Source organism: Scandinavium sp. (genome assembly GCF_051650185.1).
In the GTDB taxonomy this organism is placed as follows: domain Bacteria; phylum Pseudomonadota; class Gammaproteobacteria; order Enterobacterales; family Enterobacteriaceae; genus Scandinavium.
The window spans coordinates 1-18,399 of the sequence record NZ_JBOFIN010000091.1 but is presented as its reverse complement, the minus strand read 5'-3'; the positions used below and the strand labels follow the sequence as shown (position 1 = coordinate 18,399).

Annotated in this window: 13 protein-coding genes and 5 tRNA genes; 11 read left to right on the top strand and 7 right to left on the bottom strand. The window is 53.6% G+C overall.

The genetic code is table 11. The features are described 5' to 3' along the window. Positions 1 to 14: 14 nt before the first annotated feature. The 6 genes from chiP to ACRCWW_RS11470 all read right to left on the bottom strand — a co-directional run bounded on the left by chiP (position 15) and on the right by ACRCWW_RS11470 (position 8,045). Entirely contained in the window at positions 15 to 1,427 is a 1,413-nt protein-coding gene (gene chiP / locus ACRCWW_RS11495) for a chitoporin ChiP (protein ID WP_438682533.1), read from the bottom strand. A 398-nt stretch (positions 1,428 to 1,825) separates the two neighbouring features. After that, positions 1,826 to 3,493: a glutamine--tRNA ligase gene (gene glnS / locus ACRCWW_RS11490; protein WP_438682532.1), complete on the bottom strand. Its 1,668-nt coding sequence runs from the start codon at positions 3,491 to 3,493 to the stop codon at positions 1,826 to 1,828. A gap of 170 nt (positions 3,494 to 3,663) precedes the next feature. Next, positions 3,664 to 5,109, bottom strand: a complete 1,446-nt coding sequence (locus tag ACRCWW_RS11485; RefSeq protein ID WP_438682531.1) for an NAD-dependent succinate-semialdehyde dehydrogenase — start codon at positions 5,107 to 5,109, stop codon at positions 3,664 to 3,666. After that, positions 5,106 to 6,149 carry an aldo/keto reductase gene (locus tag ACRCWW_RS11480; RefSeq protein ID WP_438682530.1) on the bottom strand — a complete coding sequence of 348 codons (1,044 nt, stop codon included), beginning with the start codon at positions 6,147 to 6,149 and terminating at the stop codon, positions 5,106 to 5,108. The genes ACRCWW_RS11485 and ACRCWW_RS11480 overlap by 4 nt, the downstream gene beginning before the upstream one ends. Before the next feature lie 10 nt (positions 6,150 to 6,159). Beyond that, a complete protein-coding gene (fae, locus tag ACRCWW_RS11475) occupies positions 6,160 to 6,663 on the bottom strand; it encodes a formaldehyde-activating enzyme (protein ID WP_404659223.1) in 504 nt (167 codons plus the stop codon). Between the two features lie 20 nt (positions 6,664 to 6,683). Further along, positions 6,684 to 8,045, bottom strand: coding sequence for an MFS transporter (locus ACRCWW_RS11470; protein WP_438682529.1), 1,362 nt, complete (start codon positions 8,043 to 8,045; stop codon positions 6,684 to 6,686). 239 nt (positions 8,046 to 8,284) lie between these two features. Here ACRCWW_RS11470 and ACRCWW_RS11465 point away from each other — a divergent pair, with 239 nt between their 5' ends. Beyond that, complete coding sequence (locus ACRCWW_RS11465; protein WP_438682528.1) at positions 8,285 to 9,199, top strand: LysR substrate-binding domain-containing protein; 915 nt, start codon at positions 8,285 to 8,287, stop codon at positions 9,197 to 9,199. Positions 9,200 to 9,256: 57 nt separating this feature from the next. Here the strand turns inward: ACRCWW_RS11465 and nagE are convergent, their stop codons facing one another. Further along, a complete protein-coding gene (nagE, locus tag ACRCWW_RS11460; RefSeq protein WP_438682527.1) occupies positions 9,257 to 11,278 on the bottom strand; it encodes an N-acetylglucosamine-specific PTS transporter subunit IIBC in 2,022 nt (673 codons plus the stop codon). Positions 11,279 to 11,606: 328 nt separating this feature from the next. Between nagE and nagB the strand changes: the two genes are divergently transcribed. The 10 genes from nagB (at position 11,607) to ACRCWW_RS11410 (ending at position 18,321) form a co-directional block, all read left to right on the top strand. Continuing rightward, positions 11,607 to 12,407: a glucosamine-6-phosphate deaminase gene (gene nagB / locus ACRCWW_RS11455; RefSeq protein ID WP_330984467.1), complete on the top strand. Its 801-nt coding sequence runs from the start codon at positions 11,607 to 11,609 to the stop codon at positions 12,405 to 12,407. 61 nt (positions 12,408 to 12,468) lie between these two features. Further along, positions 12,469 to 13,617, top strand: a complete 1,149-nt coding sequence (gene nagA, locus ACRCWW_RS11450; protein ID WP_438682526.1) for an N-acetylglucosamine-6-phosphate deacetylase — start codon at positions 12,469 to 12,471, stop codon at positions 13,615 to 13,617. 8 nt (positions 13,618 to 13,625) lie between these two features. Then, on the top strand, positions 13,626 to 14,846 hold the full coding sequence (gene nagC / locus ACRCWW_RS11445) for a DNA-binding transcriptional regulator NagC (protein ID WP_438682525.1): 1,221 nt from the start codon (positions 13,626 to 13,628) through the stop codon (positions 14,844 to 14,846). An 87-nt stretch (positions 14,847 to 14,933) separates the two neighbouring features. Next, a complete protein-coding gene (locus ACRCWW_RS11440; RefSeq protein ID WP_438682560.1) occupies positions 14,934 to 15,686 on the top strand; it encodes an HAD-IIA family hydrolase in 753 nt (250 codons plus the stop codon). Positions 15,687 to 15,943: 257 nt separating this feature from the next. Continuing rightward, positions 15,944 to 17,608, top strand: coding sequence for an asparagine synthase B (gene asnB / locus ACRCWW_RS11435; protein ID WP_438682524.1), 1,665 nt, complete (start codon positions 15,944 to 15,946; stop codon positions 17,606 to 17,608). A gap of 246 nt (positions 17,609 to 17,854) precedes the next feature. Next, positions 17,855 to 17,931: transfer RNA gene (locus tag ACRCWW_RS11430), tRNA-Met, on the top strand. A gap of 7 nt (positions 17,932 to 17,938) precedes the next feature. Further along, positions 17,939 to 18,023 (top strand) — tRNA-Leu (locus tag ACRCWW_RS11425). A 23-nt stretch (positions 18,024 to 18,046) separates the two neighbouring features. Continuing rightward, positions 18,047 to 18,121: transfer RNA gene (locus ACRCWW_RS11420), tRNA-Gln, on the top strand. 31 nt (positions 18,122 to 18,152) lie between these two features. Next, positions 18,153 to 18,227 (top strand) — tRNA-Gln (locus ACRCWW_RS11415). A 17-nt stretch (positions 18,228 to 18,244) separates the two neighbouring features. Next, positions 18,245 to 18,321 (top strand) — tRNA-Met (locus ACRCWW_RS11410). Positions 18,322 to 18,399: the final 78 nt, after the last annotated feature.

The window sequence follows — 18,399 nt, the reverse complement described above, 5'->3', positions numbered from 1 at the left end:
TGCCGCGTGACGGATCAGAAGATGGTAAACGGTGCAATCACGATGAACTTCACGTCGCGCTCATCCTGGAACATGTTGCCGTAACCACCGCCCCAGCTTGGGATGTCTGAGTGGTTGTCATACTGAGTGAAGTGCAGCTTGAACAAGGTGCCCTTCGCACGGCCTTCCTGAACGGTATACATCGCATCAAGGCTGTAAGAGGACTCTTTGATTTTGTTGGAAGCCATGTCTTCGCGCTGACCGGCGCTGTTGATAAACCAGTCGGACGGTTTAGCATCCCACGCGTAGACATAGGACGCGCCCACAGCCCAGCCTGGCAGATCCCAGTTTTTCAGGTCATACATCGCGCCCAAGAATACGGCTTTTTCGCCGTTGGCGTTGAAGTCTGAACGGTTATCCCACCAGATATCCAGACGACCGTTGGAAGAAGCGTAAGTTGGCGTCATACGCTGCAGGAAGTAACCCTGCTGCCCTTCCGCCTTAACCCAGGTCCCTTCCAGACGCAGGTCAACGACGTCAGCCACTTTGTAGCCGAAGGTCAAAGCCTGCAACCATGCCGTGCCGTCATAAATATCGTTGACGGTGCTGCTCTTCACGGTGTCACGAGCGCCATAGAACTGGTAGCTGGTAGACAGCGGCGTACCTGCTACATCAAATTTGTAGCTGGCTTTGGCGAAGTACTGATCCATAAAGCCTTCTGCCTGACCGAAAGCGGCTTCCAGCACGAGGTCATTTTTAAAGTCATATTTCGCACCGATGGAGTGCAGATAATCGACTTTGGTTTTCTTGTCGTTCTGATAGAAATTGTCGGTCTCAAGGTGCCACGGCGCCTTGTACTCGTTGGTCCACATGTACGAGAAGCTCAGAGCGCCCGCATCGCCGTAGTCAAAGTTTGCCCCGGCTTCAGCCCCCTGGTAAGTACCCGGCATGAAGCTCCAGTGTGGGGCTAACAGCGTCTGACCTGTTGGCTGGATGTAACCCGCGCGCGCCCAGGCTGGACCAAGTTTAAATTTAGCTGCCGCTTTATACAGGCTGATCCCGCTCTTATCACCAGAGTAATCTTCGTCGTAAGCCTTATTGATGGAAGAGAACGCGATTTCGTTCGGGTGACCACTTTCTGCAGATTCCGCCATTTCAATAGCGGTGAAAGCGGCAATATCAAGACCGATAAAATCGGCAGCATAGCCAGACTGGAAGTCGAGGTTGGCGTTCCAGGTGGAGTGAGAAAGGTTGGTTTTGTATTTGTCGCCGTCGGTCACGTCTTTACGGTCACGCTCACGCTGCCAGTAATAGATGCCGCCGGTTAAGGTTGAATCGTCGATAAAGCCTGCTGCGCTGGCTTGCGGAACTGCAATCCAGCCCGACATTGCGGTGACCCCGGCAATAGCCAGCGCCAGCGTACTACGTTTGCCACTGAACGTACGCATGTGTCTATCCTCTTTGACTTTTAAAAACGCTCCCGCAAAGGCGAGAAAGCGATAAAAAATAAGCACTGCAAAAAAAGTAGCGGGAAGAATTCTCCTAAAGCTACGTCTCCTAGACTATTTTTCGCGACGCGAATTATCAATCCTTTTTCCGCACGAATACGCAAGAGTATGACAGCGCGCACATATTTGATTGCGTTTTGTTACAAAGAAGGATTTCAGAAGAAAACGTGAGAAGCCGCAAAGAAACAGCTTATTTCAGCGAACAGGTGAGATTTCTGGCGGAAAAATGTAACAGGCACTTGTCAGTGTTTCATAACGCTAAATGATATTATTTCGCATCACGAAAATGTCATAAAAAAGCGCCGCACAAGGCGACGCTCTTTGTTTGACTCAGCGGATTATTCGCCCGCTTTCGCCCAGGTATCACGCAAACCGACGGTGCGGTTGAAGACCAGTTTATCAGCAGTGCTGTAGCGGCTGTCGAGGCAGAAGTAACCTTCACGCTCGAACTGGAAAGCTTTGCTGGCTTCTGCTGCTTTCAGCGACGGCTCAGCGTAACCCTGTTTGATAACCAGAGATTCCTGGTTGATTACAGACAGGAAGTCATCCGCGGCACCAGGATTTGGCACGCTGAACAGGCGATCGTACAGGCGAATTTCTACCGGCAGCGCATGCTGTGCACTCACCCAGTGAATCACGCCTTTTACTTTACGGCCGTCAGCCGGATCTTTGCTCAGGGTCTCTGCATCATAAGTACAGAAGATAGTCGTGATATTCCCTTCAGCATCTTTCTCAACGCGTTCAGCTTTCACCACATAGGCGTTACGAAGACGAACTTCTTTGCCCATCACCAGACGCTTGTATTGCTTGTTGGCTTCTTCGCGGAAGTCTGCGCGATCGATCCAAATCTCACCGCTGAACGGCACTTCGCGGCTGCCCATTTCAGGTTTGCTCGGATGGTTTGGCATCGCCACCATCTCGCTCTCACCCTGAGGGTAGTTTTCGATAACCAGTTTAACCGGATCGATAACGGCCATCGCGCGCGGGGCGTTCTCGTTCAGATCTTCACGGATGCAGGATTCCAGAGAAGCGATCTCAATGGTGTTGTCCTGTTTGGTCACACCAATGCGCTTACAGAATTCACGGATGGCAGCAGCAGTGTAGCCACGGCGACGCAGGCCAGAGATGGTCGGCATACGCGGATCGTCCCAGCCTTCTACGTGCTTGTCGGTCACCAGCAGGTTCAGCTTACGCTTGGACATCACGGTGTATTCCAGATTCAGACGAGAGAACTCGTACTGACGCGGGTGCACCGGAATGGAGATGTTGTCCAGTACCCAGTCGTACAGGCGACGGTTGTCCTGGAATTCCAGCGTACACAGGGAATGCGTAATGCCTTCCAGCGCATCGCTGATGCAGTGGGTGAAGTCGTACATCGGGTAGATGCACCACTTGCTGCCGGTCTGGTGGTGATCGGCAAATTTAATGCGATACAGCACAGGATCGCGCATCACGACAAAAGAAGAAGCCATGTCGATTTTGGCGCGCAAACACGCTTTGCCTTCTTCGAAGCCGCCAGCACGCATTTTCTCGAACAGCGCCAGGTTCTCTTCCACGCTGCGATCGCGGTACGGGCTGTTTTTGCCCGGTGCAGTCAGGGTGCCGCGGTACTCGCGGATTTCGTCAGCGGACAGCTCATCGACATACGCCAGACCTTTGGTGATCAGTTCGACCGCATACTGGTGCAGCGTATCGAAGTAGTCAGAAGAGTAGCGAATATTGCCAGACCAGTGGAAACCTAACCACTCGACGTCGTTCTTGATGGACTCAACGTATTCGATATCTTCTTTCACCGGGTTGGTGTCATCGAAACGCAGGTTGCATTGCCCTTGATAATCCTGAGCGATGCCGAAGTTCAGGCAGATAGATTTTGCGTGACCGATATGCAGATACCCGTTCGGCTCTGGCGGAAAACGGGTATGAACGGTCGTGTGCTTACCACTAGCCAGATCTTCATCGATAATCTGGCGAATAAAGTTAGTCGGGCGGGCTTCTGCCTCACTCATCGCGGGTTCCTCAAGGCGTAAACAACATATAACGGCATATGGTCTTATAAGCCGGGAGGTGTGACAACTGTTTGTTGCAGAAAACTGGCGATTTATAGCCCTGATGTGCGGAAAACGGTGAGGAGGTGCTTCCTTCCGGCGCTGGGTGCCGAAAGGAAGCGGCGGGAACGTTAGCCAATCTGCCCCAGGTTCATATATTTCGTTTCGAGATACTCTTCCAGCCCAACATCCGCGCCTTCCCGTCCAAGACCAGATTCTTTCACGCCGCCAAACGGGGCCACTTCTGTCGAAATAATCCCTTCATTAACGCCCACCATTCCGCTTTCAAGAGCGCGTGTTGCGCGGAAAGCACGGGCCAAATCGCGGGTATAAAGATAAGCGGCCAGGCCGAACGGCGTGGTATTTGCTCGCTCGATGACCTCCTCTTCGCTTTCGAAACGGAAGCACGCGGCGACCGGGCCAAACGTCTCTTCACGGGCAATCAGCATGGATTCGGTGACCTCTGCCAGTACCGTCGGCTGATAAAAACTTTTGCCCAGCGCGTGACGCTCACCGCCGCACATCAGCCTTGCGCCTCTGCTCAGCGCGTCACGTACGTGAGAATCCACTTTCACAACGGCTTGCTGATGGATAAGCGGCCCTTGTTGCGCGCCTTCGGTCATACCTGGCGCAACACGCAGAGCACTCGCCTCTTCCGTCAAACGCTTGACGAAACGGTCATAAACCCCGTTCTGGATATAGAAGCGGTTTACGCAGACACAGGTTTGCCCGCTGTTGCGAAATTTCGCTGCCATCGCGCCTGCTACCGCAGCTTCGATATCCGCATCATCAAAAACGATAAACGGCGCATTGCCTCCCAGTTCGAGCGACAGCTTTTTCACGTTGTCTGCCGCCTGGCGCATTAACAATTTACCTGTCGCTGTTGACCCAGTGAACGATATTTTGCGCACCGCTGGACTGGACATCAGCGTTTCACCAATTGCTTTTGTATCACCGGTCACGGCATTCAGCACGCCCGCAGGCACACCAGCCTGCTCTGCCAGCGCCAGTAACGCAAAAGCTGAAAGCGGTGTTTCGTTGGCGGGCTTAATCACCGCCGTACAGCCCGCCGCAAGCGCCGGGCCAAGTTTACGTGTCAGCATCGCCAGCGGGAAATTCCACGGTGTGATAGCCGCCACCACCCCAACAGGCTCTTTAAAGGTGATAATACGGTTACCGTTTTTACTTTCCGGGATTGTTTTGCCATAAGCGCGTTTGCCCTCTTCGGCAAACCACTCAATAAAGCTTGCTGCGTAGGCGACTTCACCCAGCGCTTCGGCCAGCACTTTCCCCTGCTCTGCCACCACCAGCTCTGCCAGACTCTGCTGATTTTCCATAATCAACTGATACCAGCGCTGAAGAATTTTGGATCGGGCTCCTGCCGTTTGCGCTTTCCATCCCGCCAGAGCCTTTGACGCTGAATCAATGGCTTGCAGCGTTTCACTTCTGCCTGCCATCGCCACCTGTGCAACAGTCTCTTCGATTGCCGGGTTGATAACCGGATAATGTTCACTGGCACTTCGCCATTCACCGCCACAATACCAGCCGGTGCGCACTAAGTTGTCATAACGGCTCATGCGATTTTCCTTGTACTGAATTCGTCGATAAAGACACCCTGCGCCGGGCGTGAGTCACGGGCAATGCGTTTCCCTGCGGTGTAGTCGTTGATGACGTCGCAAGGGGTGTAGTTACGCTCCAGTTCAAAGCGTTCGTCAGCGCTCAACGTGGTTTCCATCGCGGCTATCGCACAGTCGATTTGAGTGACCGAATCCGCCCCCACCAGCATGCAGTCAACACCTGGGTGACTCAGTACCCACGACTGAGCCACCTGCGCCGGCGTCACGCCACGCAGCGCGGCGACACGGCTGACTGACTTCGCCACTTCTAATGACACAGCATCGGCGTACATCTCCTGGGTGAAGAAATCCGTTTTGTTACGCACTGACTCGAAATCGCAGCTCAGTAAGCCACGCGCCAGCGGGCTGAAAACGGAAACCCCCAGTCCCTGATCCTGACAGAACGGGATCATTTCGCGCTCTTCTTCGCGGTAGGCGCAGTTGAGCTGAAGCTGCATATTGATCGGTTTGACATAACCGTTGCGTTCACAGCACCAGAGAATTTTCGCCAGTTGCCAGGTGTACATCGTCGACACGCCGACATAGCGGGCTTTGCCTGAACGCACGATCTCATCCATCGCCGCCCAGGTTTCTTCTACCGGCGTATTAACGTCGAAATAATGCAGCATGTAGATATCAACATAGTCAGTGCCAAGGCGGCGCAAACTGGCGTCGATGCTTTCCATAATGTGCTTGCGTGAATGCCCCTGATTGTTGGCACCGCCGCCAAGTGGATAGCCCACTTTGGTCGTCAGCACCAGCTCATCACGCTTTGCAATGCGCGAAACAACGCGCCCCACCACTTCTTCACCTGCTCCACTGGAGTAAAAATCTGCGAGATCGATAAAGTTAACGCCCTTTTCCAGCGCGTGGCGGATCAGCGGCTCGCTCTGTGCCTCATCAAAAATCCACGGCTTCCACTGCTTACTGCCCATGTTCATCGTCCCCAGACACAGACGGGAGACTTTCAGGCCGCTTTTTCCCAGATGAATGTATTGCATGCTCAGTTCCTCAGGCCTTTGGGGTATAGAACGGGTTTGACGGTTGGGTCACGGCATCGGCGATTTCGCTACGCTGCGGAAGCCCTTTCATCGCCGCCTGAATCGCATTGCGACAGGCGTTGTAGTTATTGCGATAAACCTCATCGAGATCGTTGCAGCCAGGGTTAACCCAGTTGGCCGTGACAATGCACCACTCGTTTTCCGCTTCCGCTGGCAACACGCCTTCCAGCAGCGCTTCGGTAACCGCTTTCGCGATAGCCGCCTGTGACGCGCCCCAAGTGGCGTTGGCGTGGGTTTCGCTGCCAATCTCGGCTTTGTTGACATACAGCGTCATCGGTTTTGCCGGGATATTTGGTTTGATCACCACCATAAACGGGCAGTGGCCCTGGCTTGGGGAGGCGAGACTTGAAGAGAATGCCTGTCCGACGACGCCGTTACGCGGCCCAATCATGATGTTAATGTGCGAGGCGTTGACGCCATTCCCTTCAAAACCTTCACCGATATACATTTCCACGTGAGACTCCTCAGATGATGTTATTCAGCCGAAACCACGGCATGCGTTTCAGGACGTTGATGCGGGTCATGGGCGGCATCGACCAAAGTGAGACCTTTGGTTTCCGGTGCCCATGCGAGAGAAACAATGGCGCCAACCACCAGAATCAGCGCGAGAATGCCGGTAGTGACTGGCATCCCAAAATGAACGATAGAGAGCGGAAGCATTGCTGTACCGATAGCCGAGCCAAGACGGCTCATTGAGGTCGCAAAACCAACCCCCATAGAGCGAACTTCAGTCGGGAAGCTCTCCGCCGGGAATACGCCAACCAGATTGCTGACCGCCGACATCATCAACGTGAAGGCGGCGAACAGGGCGATCAGGCCGATGTGGAAACTTCCCGGGAGCAAACTCATTAAAGCCAGACAGGCGGCGAGGAAGACGAAAGCGCCAATCAGGAAACCCCGACGCGAGCAGATCTGCGTCAACACGATCCCCAGCAGTGCGCCGATGATCAGCAGCCCATTGAGCAGCAAATCGGTGCCGAAGCTTTGATCAAGCCCCATCACGTTCAGGATCGACGGCAGGAAGGTGTAGATCGCGAAATAAGGGATCACCAGACAGACAAAGAACAGGCTGTTAAAGGCAGTGCGACGGCGATATTTCGGACCAAACAGGGAGAAGAAACGCTGGCGCGAAGCCACGGGAGCCTCATCAATCAGCAGGACATGCGGGCCTAAATGGCGATGGACAATATCCAGTGCCTGCGCGCGCCGCCCTTTTCCCATCAGCCAGCGCGGCGACTCCGGCGTGCCAATGCGCATCAACAGAATAATGAAAGCAGGCACAGCGGAAGAAGAGAGCAGCCAGCGCCAGGCCTCCGGGCCAAGTGCGGTCATAAAGTGCCCGGCAAATCCTGCGGCGACATAGCCCACCGTCCAGATAACGCTGAACGAGCCGAGTAACACCCCGCGATGTTTACGTGGTGAGAACTCAGCCAGCATCGTATGCCCCACGGCGAAATCCCCGCCGAGGCCAAAGCCCACCAGAACACGAAGCCAGAATAACTGCTCCGGTGTGGTGGCAAAAAACTGCGCAGCGGAAGCCAGGGTTATCACCACGAAGCTGAAACAGAAGATTTTTTGCCGACCGATGTAGTCGGAGATCCAGCCTAAAAGCAGGCTGCCGAGAAACAGCCCCAGCAGCGCAGAACTGCCGAGCATGCCTTCCTGAAACGGCGTCAGCGCCATCTGAGGCCGGATTTGTGAGATCGCAAATCCAATAACTCCCAGCACGTAACCGTCGGTGAAATGCGCGCCAAAGGTCAGGCCCGCAATTTTAAGATGGAACCGATTTAACGGGACATCATCCATCCGCACAGCTTGTTGTGTCAGTTGTTGCATTGACTCGTCCTCCATCAGGCGCTGTGTTTGTAGGGATAGCGTAATTTTTATGTTTCATTTCGGTTAACAACATGACAACAAACGCATCAGCTGGCGAGCGCGTTCTGTGCATACCCCTATGAGTAAAATGCATGTGATCGCCCTCCTCTTTCTGAGAAATAGTCATACCCTCGCAGGTAGAAAGACTGCTATCTGATAACAATCAATTAACATCAAGATCACCTTTAAGGCTCATCATCGTGAGAAAGCTGCCCTCGCTTAGTACCCTGCGCGTCTTTGAAGAGACCTGCCGGACCCTGAGCCTCAGCAAAGCCGCTCAGGCGCTGTGCATTACGCAAAGTGCCGCCAGCCGGCAGATAAAGCAGTTAGAAGAGTTTTTAGGCAAATTGCTGTTTGTTCGCGCTCACAGCGGGCTGGAGCTGACGCAGGACGCGGCGCTGTTGCTGCCGGTTGTACGGCAGTCGCTGGATATGCTGGAGGGCGGCATCAGCCAGGTTCAGCTGCGTAACCCTTTGCAGCATTTGCGTTTGCAGGTCGCTCCTACTTTCGCCACGCGCTGGTTAGCCCCCAGGCTGGTCGCATTACGTCAAAAAAACAGCCAGTTGCAGATAGCGCTGGTCAGCGAAGCCCGGCAAAAATATTGCGATTTTGACTGCGCGGTACGCTTTGGCACGCCCTCTCAGGCACAACAGCATGGCGAGTGGCTTTGCCACGAACGGCTGGTGCTGGTTGCCAGCCCCTTGCTGATGATTGAAGGTGTTTTCCCGCCGCTTAGTCTTCACCCTCAGTTGCATATCCTGAATGGCGACGTTCGGTTAGATAACTGGGAACGCTGGCTGGAAGCCTCTGGACAGCAGGTTCGTTTAGAGGAAGGTGGCCTGGAATTCAGTACTGAGGATCAGGTGATCAATGCCTGTGTCACCGGGGCGGGTTTTGCTGTGCTCGACAAGATGATGATCCGTAATGAGCTGAATGCGGGACTGCTGATGTTGGTCTCAACGACTGAATTGCAGAGTCAGAATGGTTACTGGCTGGAAACGGCACCAGGGAAAGAAAGCCTGCCACGCGTCGCCTATTTTCGCGACTGGCTTAAAACCGAGATCGACAGTTTCTGGTCTCTTTTCGCGTTTGCAGATATCGCAAAAGCCGGATAAAAAAGCGGCGGAGGAATTCCCCCGCCGCTAAGGCACATAAGGTTTACTCAGGAACGATTATTTGCCTTTAATCTCATACAGCGCGGTTTCGCCTGCAACGACGTGACCCTGGGCCTTGATAACCAGACCGCTGAAATCGTCGATATTGCTGCAAACTACCGGGCTAATCATGGAGCGTGCATTCGCGTTCAGGAAATCCAGATCCATTTCGAGGATTGGCTGACCTGCCACAACTTCGGCCCCTTCTTCCACCAGGCGAGTAAAGCCCTGACCGTTCAGCGCAACGGTATCGATACCCATGTGGACAACGATTTCCGCGCCTTTTTCGGTTTCCAGGCAGAACGCGTGGTTGGTGTTGAAAATTTTAACGATGGTACCGGCCGCCGGAGACACAACTGTTTTTTCAGTTGGTTTCACTGCGACACCGTCGCCTACCGCTTTGCTGGCAAACGCTTCGTCAGGCACCTGCTCCAGCGCCACCACTTCACCCGTTACCGGGGAAACCAGTGCGGCGATAGTGGCTGTCGCATTTGGAACGGCCTGCGGTTTTGCCGCTGCCGGAGCCGCTGCCACTGGCGCTGCTTCTGCTGCTGCAACGTGACCGGTGGTTTTCATGGCGTTCGCAATTTTCTCGGCCACGAAGCCAACGATGATCTGCACGCTGGTTTTGTTCAGGCGGATAACACCTGATGCACCCAGACGTTTAGCCAGCGCTTCATTGACCAGAGAAGAGTCTTTCACGCTCAGACGCAGACGAGTGATGCAAGCATCGATGCCTGTCAGGTTGTCAGAACCGCCAACCGCAGCGATGTACTGACGAGCCAGCGCGGAAGCGTCCTGCTCTTTGTCAGTGCTCACATTCGTGTCCTGACCATCTTCTTCGCTACCAGCTACCGCCAGTTCACGACCTGGAGTCATCAGGTTGAATTTGGTGATAGTGAAGCGGAACACCACGTAGTAGAGCGCGAAGAACACCAGACCCTGAGGGATCAGCATCCACCAGTGAGTCGCCAGCGGGTTACGCGAGGACAGCACCATATCCACCAGACCGGCGCTGAAGCCGAAGCCCGCAATCCAGTGCATGCTTGCTGCGATGAACACGGAAATACCGGTCAGAACAGCGTGGATGAAGTACAGGACTGGCGCCACGAACATGAAGGAGAATTCCAGCGGTTCAGTGATACCGGTGAAGAAGGCAGCAAACGCACCCGCCATCATGATACCCAGCACTTTGGCTTTGTTCTCAGGACGTGCACAGTGGTAGATAGCCAGCGCCGCACCCGGCAGACCGAACATCATGATCGGGAAGAAGCCCGCCTGATAACGACCGGTGATACCGACAACCGCTTTACCTGCTTCGATAGACTGAGCGCCACCGAGGAAGTTAGGGATATCGTTAATACCGGCAACGTCGAACCAGAATACGGAGTTCAGCGCGTGGTGCAGACCGACAGGGATCAGCAGACGGTTGAAGAACGCATAGATACCTGCGCCCGCAGAACCGAGTTTCTGAATGTGCTCACCGAAGCTCACCAGGCCACCGAAGATGACCGGCCAGATGTACATCAGCAGGAACGCCACAGCGATCATCAGGAAGGAGGTCAGGATCGGCACCAGACGGCGACCGCTGAAGAAAGACAGCGCTTTCGGCAGCTCAACGCCGCTAAAGCGGTTGTACAGTTCCGCAGAGATAATACCGACGAGAATACCCACGAACTGGTTTTCGATTTTGCCGAAAGCCGCAGGAACCTGATCCAAAGGAATCTTCTGGATCATTGACACCGCTGCAGGTGAACACAGGGTGGTTAATACGAGGAAACCGACAAAGCCCGTCAGCGCAGCTGCGCCGTCTTTATCTTTGGACATACCATAAGCCACACCAATCGCAAACAGCACTGACATATGATCGATGATGGCCGAGCCGGATTTAATAAACAGTGCCGCTAAGGCGTTATCACCGCCCCAGCTGACTGGGTCAATCCAGTAGCCGACACCCATCAGGATGGCTGCCGCTGGCAGCGTGGCTACCGGCACCATTAGTGCGCGACCCACTTTTTGTAAATAACCTAGAACACTCACTTTTCTTCCCCCTATGAGACCCCGAACCGACTTAGTCAAAGCCGTTTTTTATAGTATGACTACTCTTAACAACGCAGCGACGTACGACCTGCTATCAGAGTGTGTGGAAAATTAATTCGCCTCGCAAATTAAACGCACCTTTTTTGTGATTTTTATCACCAAATATCGTCATCACCCCCTCTTCCGACTGGCTAACAGTGAAAACTTATTTTATCATTCGAAAAATCAGGACGGATTACCGCCTCTTGTGGCGAAACCAGGTTACTCTTAACAGAGAGTCGGTGCCAATCCGCTAACGCTTTTCTAAATTAAACTATTGAGGTGAACAATGAGACTGATTCCCCTAGCGACAGCTGAACAGGTAGGTAAATGGGCCGCGCGTCATATCGTAAACCGCATCAACGCTTTTAAACCGACCGCGGACCGTCCTTTTGTTCTGGGTCTGCCAACCGGTGGTACTCCGCTCACCGCCTACAAAGCCCTGGTTGAAATGCATAAAGCGGGCCAGGTTAGCTTCAAGCATGTTGTGACCTTCAACATGGATGAATACGTTGGTCTGGCAAAAGAGCACCCGGAAAGCTACCACAGCTTCATGCACCGTAACTTCTTCGACCACGTTGATATTCCTGCAGAAAACATTAACCTGCTGGATGGCAACGCGCCAGATATCGACGCAGAATGCCGTCAGTACGAAGAAAAAATCCGCTCCTACGGCAAAATCAACCTGTTCATGGGTGGCGTAGGCAACGACGGTCACATCGCGTTCAACGAACCGGCTTCTTCTCTCTCTTCCCGCACTCGTATTAAAACCCTGACCCATGACACTCGCGTGGCAAACTCCCGTTTCTTTGATGGCGATGTGAATCAGGTACCTAAATACGCCCTGACCGTTGGCGTGGGTACGCTGCTGGATGCTGAAGAAGTGATGATTCTGGTGCTGGGCCACCAGAAAGCGCAGGCCCTGCAGGCTGCGGTTGAAGGCAACGTTAACCACATGTGGACCATCAGCTGCCTGCAGCTGCACCCGAAAGCGGTCATGGTGTGTGACGAGCCGTCCACCATGGAGCTGAAAGTGAAAACGCTGAAGTACTTCAACGAATTAGAAGCTGAAAACATCAAAGGTCTGTAATTGAATTTCCGCCTCTGTTTTCAGGGGCGGTCGCATTTTTGAAAACCGGGGGTCGTAGTCAATGTATGCACTAACTCAGGGCCGAATCTTTACCGGCCACGAAATTCTGGATGACCATGCGGTCATTATCGCCGATGGTCTGATTGAACGTGTCTGCCCACAGGCCGATTTGCCGTCCGGGATTGAGCAACGCTCGTTAAATGGCGCCATCCTCGCTCCCGGTTTTATCGACGTCCAGCTTAACGGCTGCGGCGGCGTGCAGTTCAACGACAGCCCGGATGCGGTGACCGTTGAAACGCTGGAAATTATGCAGAAAGCCAACGAGAAATCAGGCTGCACCAGCTATCTGCCAACGCTGATTACTTCCAGCGACGATCTGATGAAACAAGGTATCCGCGTGATGCGCGAATACCTGGCCAAATACCCAAATCAGGCGCTGGGTCTGCACCTTGAAGGCCCGTGGCTGAATCTGGTGAAGAAAGGCACCCACAATCCGGATTATGTCCGCAAGCCAGATAACGAGCTGGTGGATTTCCTGTGTGCTAACGCAGACGTGATCACCAAAGTCACGCTGGCGCCAGAAATGGTGCCAGCCGACGTGATTACTCGCCTGGTTGACGCGGGCATTGTGGTCTCTGCGGGTCACTCTAATGCCACCCTGAAAGAAGCCAAAGTGGGCTTCCGCGCAGGTATCACTTTCGCAACGCACCTTTATAACGCGATGCCCTATATCACAGGCCGCGAACCAGGTCTGGCGGGCGCCATTTTCGATGAAGCCGACGTGTATTGCGGCATCATCGTGGATGGCCTGCATGTGGACTTTGCCAACGTGCGTAACGCTAAGCGTCTGAAAGGCGACAAGCTCTGTCTGGTTACGGATGCAACTGCACCGGCTGGCGCAAACATTGAAGAGTTCATTTTTGCTGGTAAAACAATATACTACCGTGATGGACTGTGCGTAGACGAAAACGGCACGCTGAGCGGTTCTGCCCTGACCATGATTGAAGGCGTGCGTAACCTGGTTGAACACTGTGGTATCGCGCTGGATGAGACGCTGCGTATGGCAACGCTCTACCCGGCTCGCGCTATCGGCGTTGATAAGCAACTGGGCAGCATTGCACCAGGCATGGTGGCAAACCTGACAGCGTTTACCCGCGATTATAAAATCACCAAGACTATCGTTAATGGTAACGAGGTCGTTACAGAGTAAGTGAAAGTATGACATCAGGCGGACAAGCTCAAATAGGTAATGTTGACCTCGTTAAACAGCTGAACAGCGCGGCCGTTTACCGCCTGATTGACCAGCATGGGCCAATCTCGCGCATTCAGATTGCTGAACAGAGCCAGCTTGCGCCCGCCAGTGTCACCAAAATTACTCGTCAGTTGATTGAGCGCGGCCTGATCAAAGAAGTCGATCAGCAGGCCTCCACCGGAGGCCGTCGCGCTATCTCTATCATCACCGAAACCCGCAATTTTCACGCTATCGGCGTGCGGTTGGGTCGTCACGACACCACCCTGACGCTGTACGATCTCAGCACTAAAGTCATCGCGGAAGAACACTATCCTCTGCCGCAGCGCACGCAGGAAACGCTTGAGCACGAGCTGCTCAACACCATCGCCACCTTTATAGAGCACTGCCAGCGTAAAATTCGCGAGCTGATTGCTATCTCGGTGATCCTTCCCGGGCTTGTCGATCCAGAAAGCGGTGTGATCCGCTATATGCCACATATCCCGGTTGAGAACTGGGGTCTGGTAGGCGCGCTGGAGAAACGCTTTAAAGTGACCTGTTTTGTCGGCCACGACATCCGCAGCCTGGCGCTGGCGGAGCACTACTTTGGTGCGACACAGGACTGCGAAGATTCAATTTTGGTGCGAGTCCACCGCGGTACCGGCGCAGGGATTATCTCTAACGGTCGTATCTTTATCGGTCGCAACGGGAATGTGGGTGAAATTGGCCATATTCAGGTTGATCCGCTGGGCGAGCGCTGTCACTGCGGCAACTTTGGCTGCCTGGAAACCGTTGCCGCTAATGCTGCCATCGAGCAACGGGTTCGCCACCTGTTAGAAAAAGGCTATCAAAGCAAAGTCACGGCGGAGGACTGCAATATCAAATCTATCTGCAAAGCTGCCAATAAAGGGGATGCGCTGGCGAGCGAAGTGATTGAGCAGGTTGGCCGTCATTTGGGCAAAACCATTGCGATTGCCATTAACCTGTTTAACCCGCAGAAAGTCGTCATCGCCGGTGAAATCACCGAGGCAGAGAAAGTGCTGCTGCCCGCCATTGAAGGCTGCATCAACACTCAGGCGTTGAAAGCATTCCGTCATAATCTGCCCGTTGTGCGTTCGGCACTGGATCACCGCTCCGCCATCGGCGCCTTTGCGCTGGTGAAGCGCTCGATGCTGAACGGGATGCTGCTCCAGCGCCTGCTCGAAGGCTAATCTCTCCCCTCTTCCTCCCGTGTTAAGGCGACCGGGAGGGAAATGTGTATAATTACGCCTTTCTCAGAAGAAGACTCCGGACAGTCCATGACCATTCAGAACATCATTTGCGATATTGACGGCGTGCTGATGCACGATAACGTGGCCGTTCCCGGTGCTGCAGAGTTTGTTGCGCGGGTGCTGGAAAAGAACATGCCGTTTGTCTGCCTGACTAACTATCCTTCGCAGACGGGCCAGGATCTGGCAAACCGCTTTGCTACCGCCGGGATTGACGTGCCAGACAGCGTGTTTTACACCTCTGCCATGGCGACTGCCGATTTTCTTCGCCGCCAGGAAGGGAAAAAAGCCTATGTGGTCGGCGAAGGCGCGCTGATCCACGAGCTGTATAAAGCAGGCTTCACCATCACCGATGTGAATCCGGATTTTGTGATTGTCGGCGAGACCCGTTCCTTTAATTGGGAAATGATGCATAAGGCCGCTTTCTTTGTGGCTAATGGCGCGCGTTTTATCGCGACCAACCCTGATACCCACGGGCGTGGCTACTATCCGGCGTGTGGCGCGCTCTGCGCAGGCATCGAGAAAATCTCCGGACGCAAACCCTTTGTGGTCGGCAAGCCAAGCCCATGGATTATTCGCGCCGCCCTCAACAAAATGCAGGCGCACTCTGAGCAAACCGTCATCGTCGGCGATAACCTTCGCACCGACATCCTGGCCGGTTTCCAGGCTGGGCTTGAAACGATTCTGGTTCTGTCCGGCGTTTCAACCATGGATGACATCGATAACATGCCGTTCAGGCCGTCCTGGATTTACCCCTCAGTCGCCGAAATCGACGTTATCTGACACGAAACCACGTCCCGGGACGTGGTTTTTTATTTTCGCCCCATTCAAAACACGCATCCATCTAATAAAAACCGCCATTCACTGAATAATCATCAATAGCATCGTACAAAGCATACGCTTTTTTTAGTATTCACTAATCCTCATTGCACTATTTTCGTTTCCCCTGCTTATTCCCTTGCTTAGGTGGCCGCTTTACGGCATTTTTTAATGCATGCAACGACACAACATCACGCAACAGGGTTAACGGAGAAGTCGCTATGTGTTCTATTTTCGGTGTACTGGATATCAAAACTGACGCGGTAGAGCTGCGTAAAAAAGCGCTGGAGCTCTCCCGTCTGATGCGCCACCGCGGGCCGGACTGGTCTGGTGTTTATGCCAGCGATAAAGCCATCCTTGCTCACGAACGTTTGTCGATTGTTGACGTCAACGCGGGTGCCCAGCCGCTGTATAACGAAAAGAAAACCCACGCGCTGGCCGTCAACGGTGAAATCTACAACCATCAGGCGCTGCGCGCGGAATACGGTGACCGCTATCAGTTCCAGACTGGTTCTGACTGTGAAGTTATTCTGGCGCTGTATCAGGAAAAAGGCCCTGAATTCCTCGACGATCTGCAAGGCATGTTCGCCTTCGCGCTGTATGACAGCGAGAAAGACGCTTACCTGATTGGCCGCGATCACATCGGGATCATCCCGCTGTACATGGGCCACGATGAGCACGGCAACCTGTATGTGGCTTCTGAAATGAAAGCCCTGGTGCCGGTTTGCCGCACCATCAAAGAATTCCCGGCAGGCAGCTATCTGTGGAGCCAGGACGGTGAAATTCGTCCTTATTACCAGCGTGACTGGTTCGATTATGACGCGGTGAAAGACAACGTCACCGATAAAAACGAGCTGCGTCAGGCGCTGGAAGATTCCGTAAAAAGCCACCTGATGTCTGATGTGCCTTATGGCGTGCTGCTCTCCGGCGGTCTGGACTCCTCGGTGATTTCTGCCATCACCAAGAAATACGCCGCTCGTCGCGTGGAAGATGACGAACGTTCAGAAGCCTGGTGGCCGCAGCTGCACTCCTTCGCTGTCGGTCTGGAAGGTTCTCCGGATCTGAAAGCGGCTCAGGAAGTCGCTCACCATCTTGGCACTGTGCACCACGAGATCCACTTCACCGTGCAGGAAGGACTCGACGCCATTCGTGACGTGATTTACCACATCGAAACTTATGACGTGACCACCATTCGTGCGTCCACGCCGATGTATCTGATGTCGCGTAAAATCAAAGCGATGGGCATCAAAATGGTGCTTTCTGGCGAAGGTTCAGACGAAGTGTTTGGCGGTTATCTCTATTTCCACAAAGCGCCGAACGCGAAAGAGCTGCATGAAGAAACCGTGCGTAAATTGCAGGCCCTGCACATGTTTGACTGTGCCCGAGCGAACAAAGCCATGTCTGCGTGGGGTGTGGAAGCACGCGTCCCGTTCCTCGACAAGAAATTCCTGGATGTGGCGATGCGCATCAATCCGCAGGATAAAATGTGCGGCAACGGCAAAATGGAAAAACACGTTCTGCGTGAATGCTTTGAATCCTATTTGCCAGCAAGCGTTGCATGGCGCCAGAAAGAGCAGTTCTCTGATGGCGTGGGCTACAGCTGGATTGACACGCTAAAAGAAGTGGCGGCGAAGCAGATTTCCGATAAGCAGCTGGAAACCGCAAGCTTCCGTTTCCCTTACAACACGCCATCGTCCAAAGAAGCGTACCTGTACCGTGAAATCTTTGAAGAGCTGTTCCCGCTGCCAAGCGCAGCAGAATGTGTGCCGGGTGGCCCGTCTGTCGCCTGCTCTTCTGCGAAAGCCATTGAGTGGGATGAAGCGTTCAAAACCATGAACGATCCGTCAGGCCGTGCAGTGGGTGTTCACCAGTCTGCTTATAAATGATCTTAACGGGCCCTTCGGGGTCCGTTTTTGCAATGACGCTCAGCGGATCCTCAGGGATCCGTTGTTCTTTATAAGCGTCAGATTTCGCCTAAATAATCCATTTTTGCCGATTATTCCGTCACGCTGTTCGCAACCTAACCAAACAGTCACATTCAGGGCATTTTCATTGAAAAAGGTGTTGACGCTACAAAGCTCAATACGCATAATGCGCCCCGCAACGCCGATAAGGTAACGCGAAAAAAAGATGGCTACGTAGCTCAGTTGGTTAGAGCACATCACTCATAATGATGGGGTCACAGGTTCGAATCCCGTCGTAGCCACCATCTTTTTGCGGGAGTGGCGAAATTGGTAGACGCACCAGATTTAGGTTCTGGCGCCGCAAGGTGTGCGAGTTCAAGTCTCGCCTCCCGCACCATTCCCAGGTAAGCGTTGCACGGATGGGGTATCGCCAAGCGGTAAGGCACCGGTTTTTGATACCGGCATTCCCTGGTTCGAATCCAGGTACCCCAGCCATTTTTCTTCGATTAGCGGTTCTCCGCGGCATTGGGGTATCGCCAAGCGGTAAGGCACCGGTTTTTGATACCGGCATTCCCTGGTTCGAATCCAGGTACCCCAGCCATCGAAGATTGCAGTACTGGCTACGTAGCTCAGTTGGTTAGAGCACATCACTCATAATGATGGGGTCACAGGTTCGAATCCCGTCGTAGCCACCAAATTAAGATTGTCGATTTTTCGGTAATCAAGACAAATTGTTGGGGTATCGCCAAGCGGTAAGGCACCGGATTCTGATT

What these genes read in the sequence shown, in the direction of transcription:
- chiP (WP_438682533.1), bottom strand. Translation starts at nt 1,427, where the DNA reads ATGCGTACGTTCAGTGGCAAACGTAGTACGCTGGCGCTGGCTATTGCC.
- glnS (WP_438682532.1), bottom strand. Translation starts at nt 3,493, where the DNA reads ATGAGTGAGGCAGAAGCCCGCCCGACTAACTTTATTCGCCAGATTATC.
- ACRCWW_RS11485 (WP_438682531.1), bottom strand. Translation starts at nt 5,109, where the DNA reads ATGAGCCGTTATGACAACTTAGTGCGCACCGGCTGGTATTGTGGCGGT.
- ACRCWW_RS11480 (WP_438682530.1), bottom strand. Translation starts at nt 6,149, where the DNA reads ATGCAATACATTCATCTGGGAAAAAGCGGCCTGAAAGTCTCCCGTCTG.
- ACRCWW_RS11470 (WP_438682529.1), bottom strand. Translation starts at nt 8,045, where the DNA reads ATGCAACAACTGACACAACAAGCTGTGCGGATGGATGATGTCCCGTTA.
- nagB (WP_330984467.1), top strand. Translation starts at nt 11,607, where the DNA reads ATGAGACTGATTCCCCTAGCGACAGCTGAACAGGTAGGTAAATGGGCC.
- nagA (WP_438682526.1), top strand. Translation starts at nt 12,469, where the DNA reads ATGTATGCACTAACTCAGGGCCGAATCTTTACCGGCCACGAAATTCTG.
- nagC (WP_438682525.1), top strand. Translation starts at nt 13,626, where the DNA reads ATGACATCAGGCGGACAAGCTCAAATAGGTAATGTTGACCTCGTTAAA.
- ACRCWW_RS11440 (WP_438682560.1), top strand. Translation starts at nt 14,934, where the DNA reads ATGACCATTCAGAACATCATTTGCGATATTGACGGCGTGCTGATGCAC.
- asnB (WP_438682524.1), top strand. Translation starts at nt 15,944, where the DNA reads ATGTGTTCTATTTTCGGTGTACTGGATATCAAAACTGACGCGGTAGAG.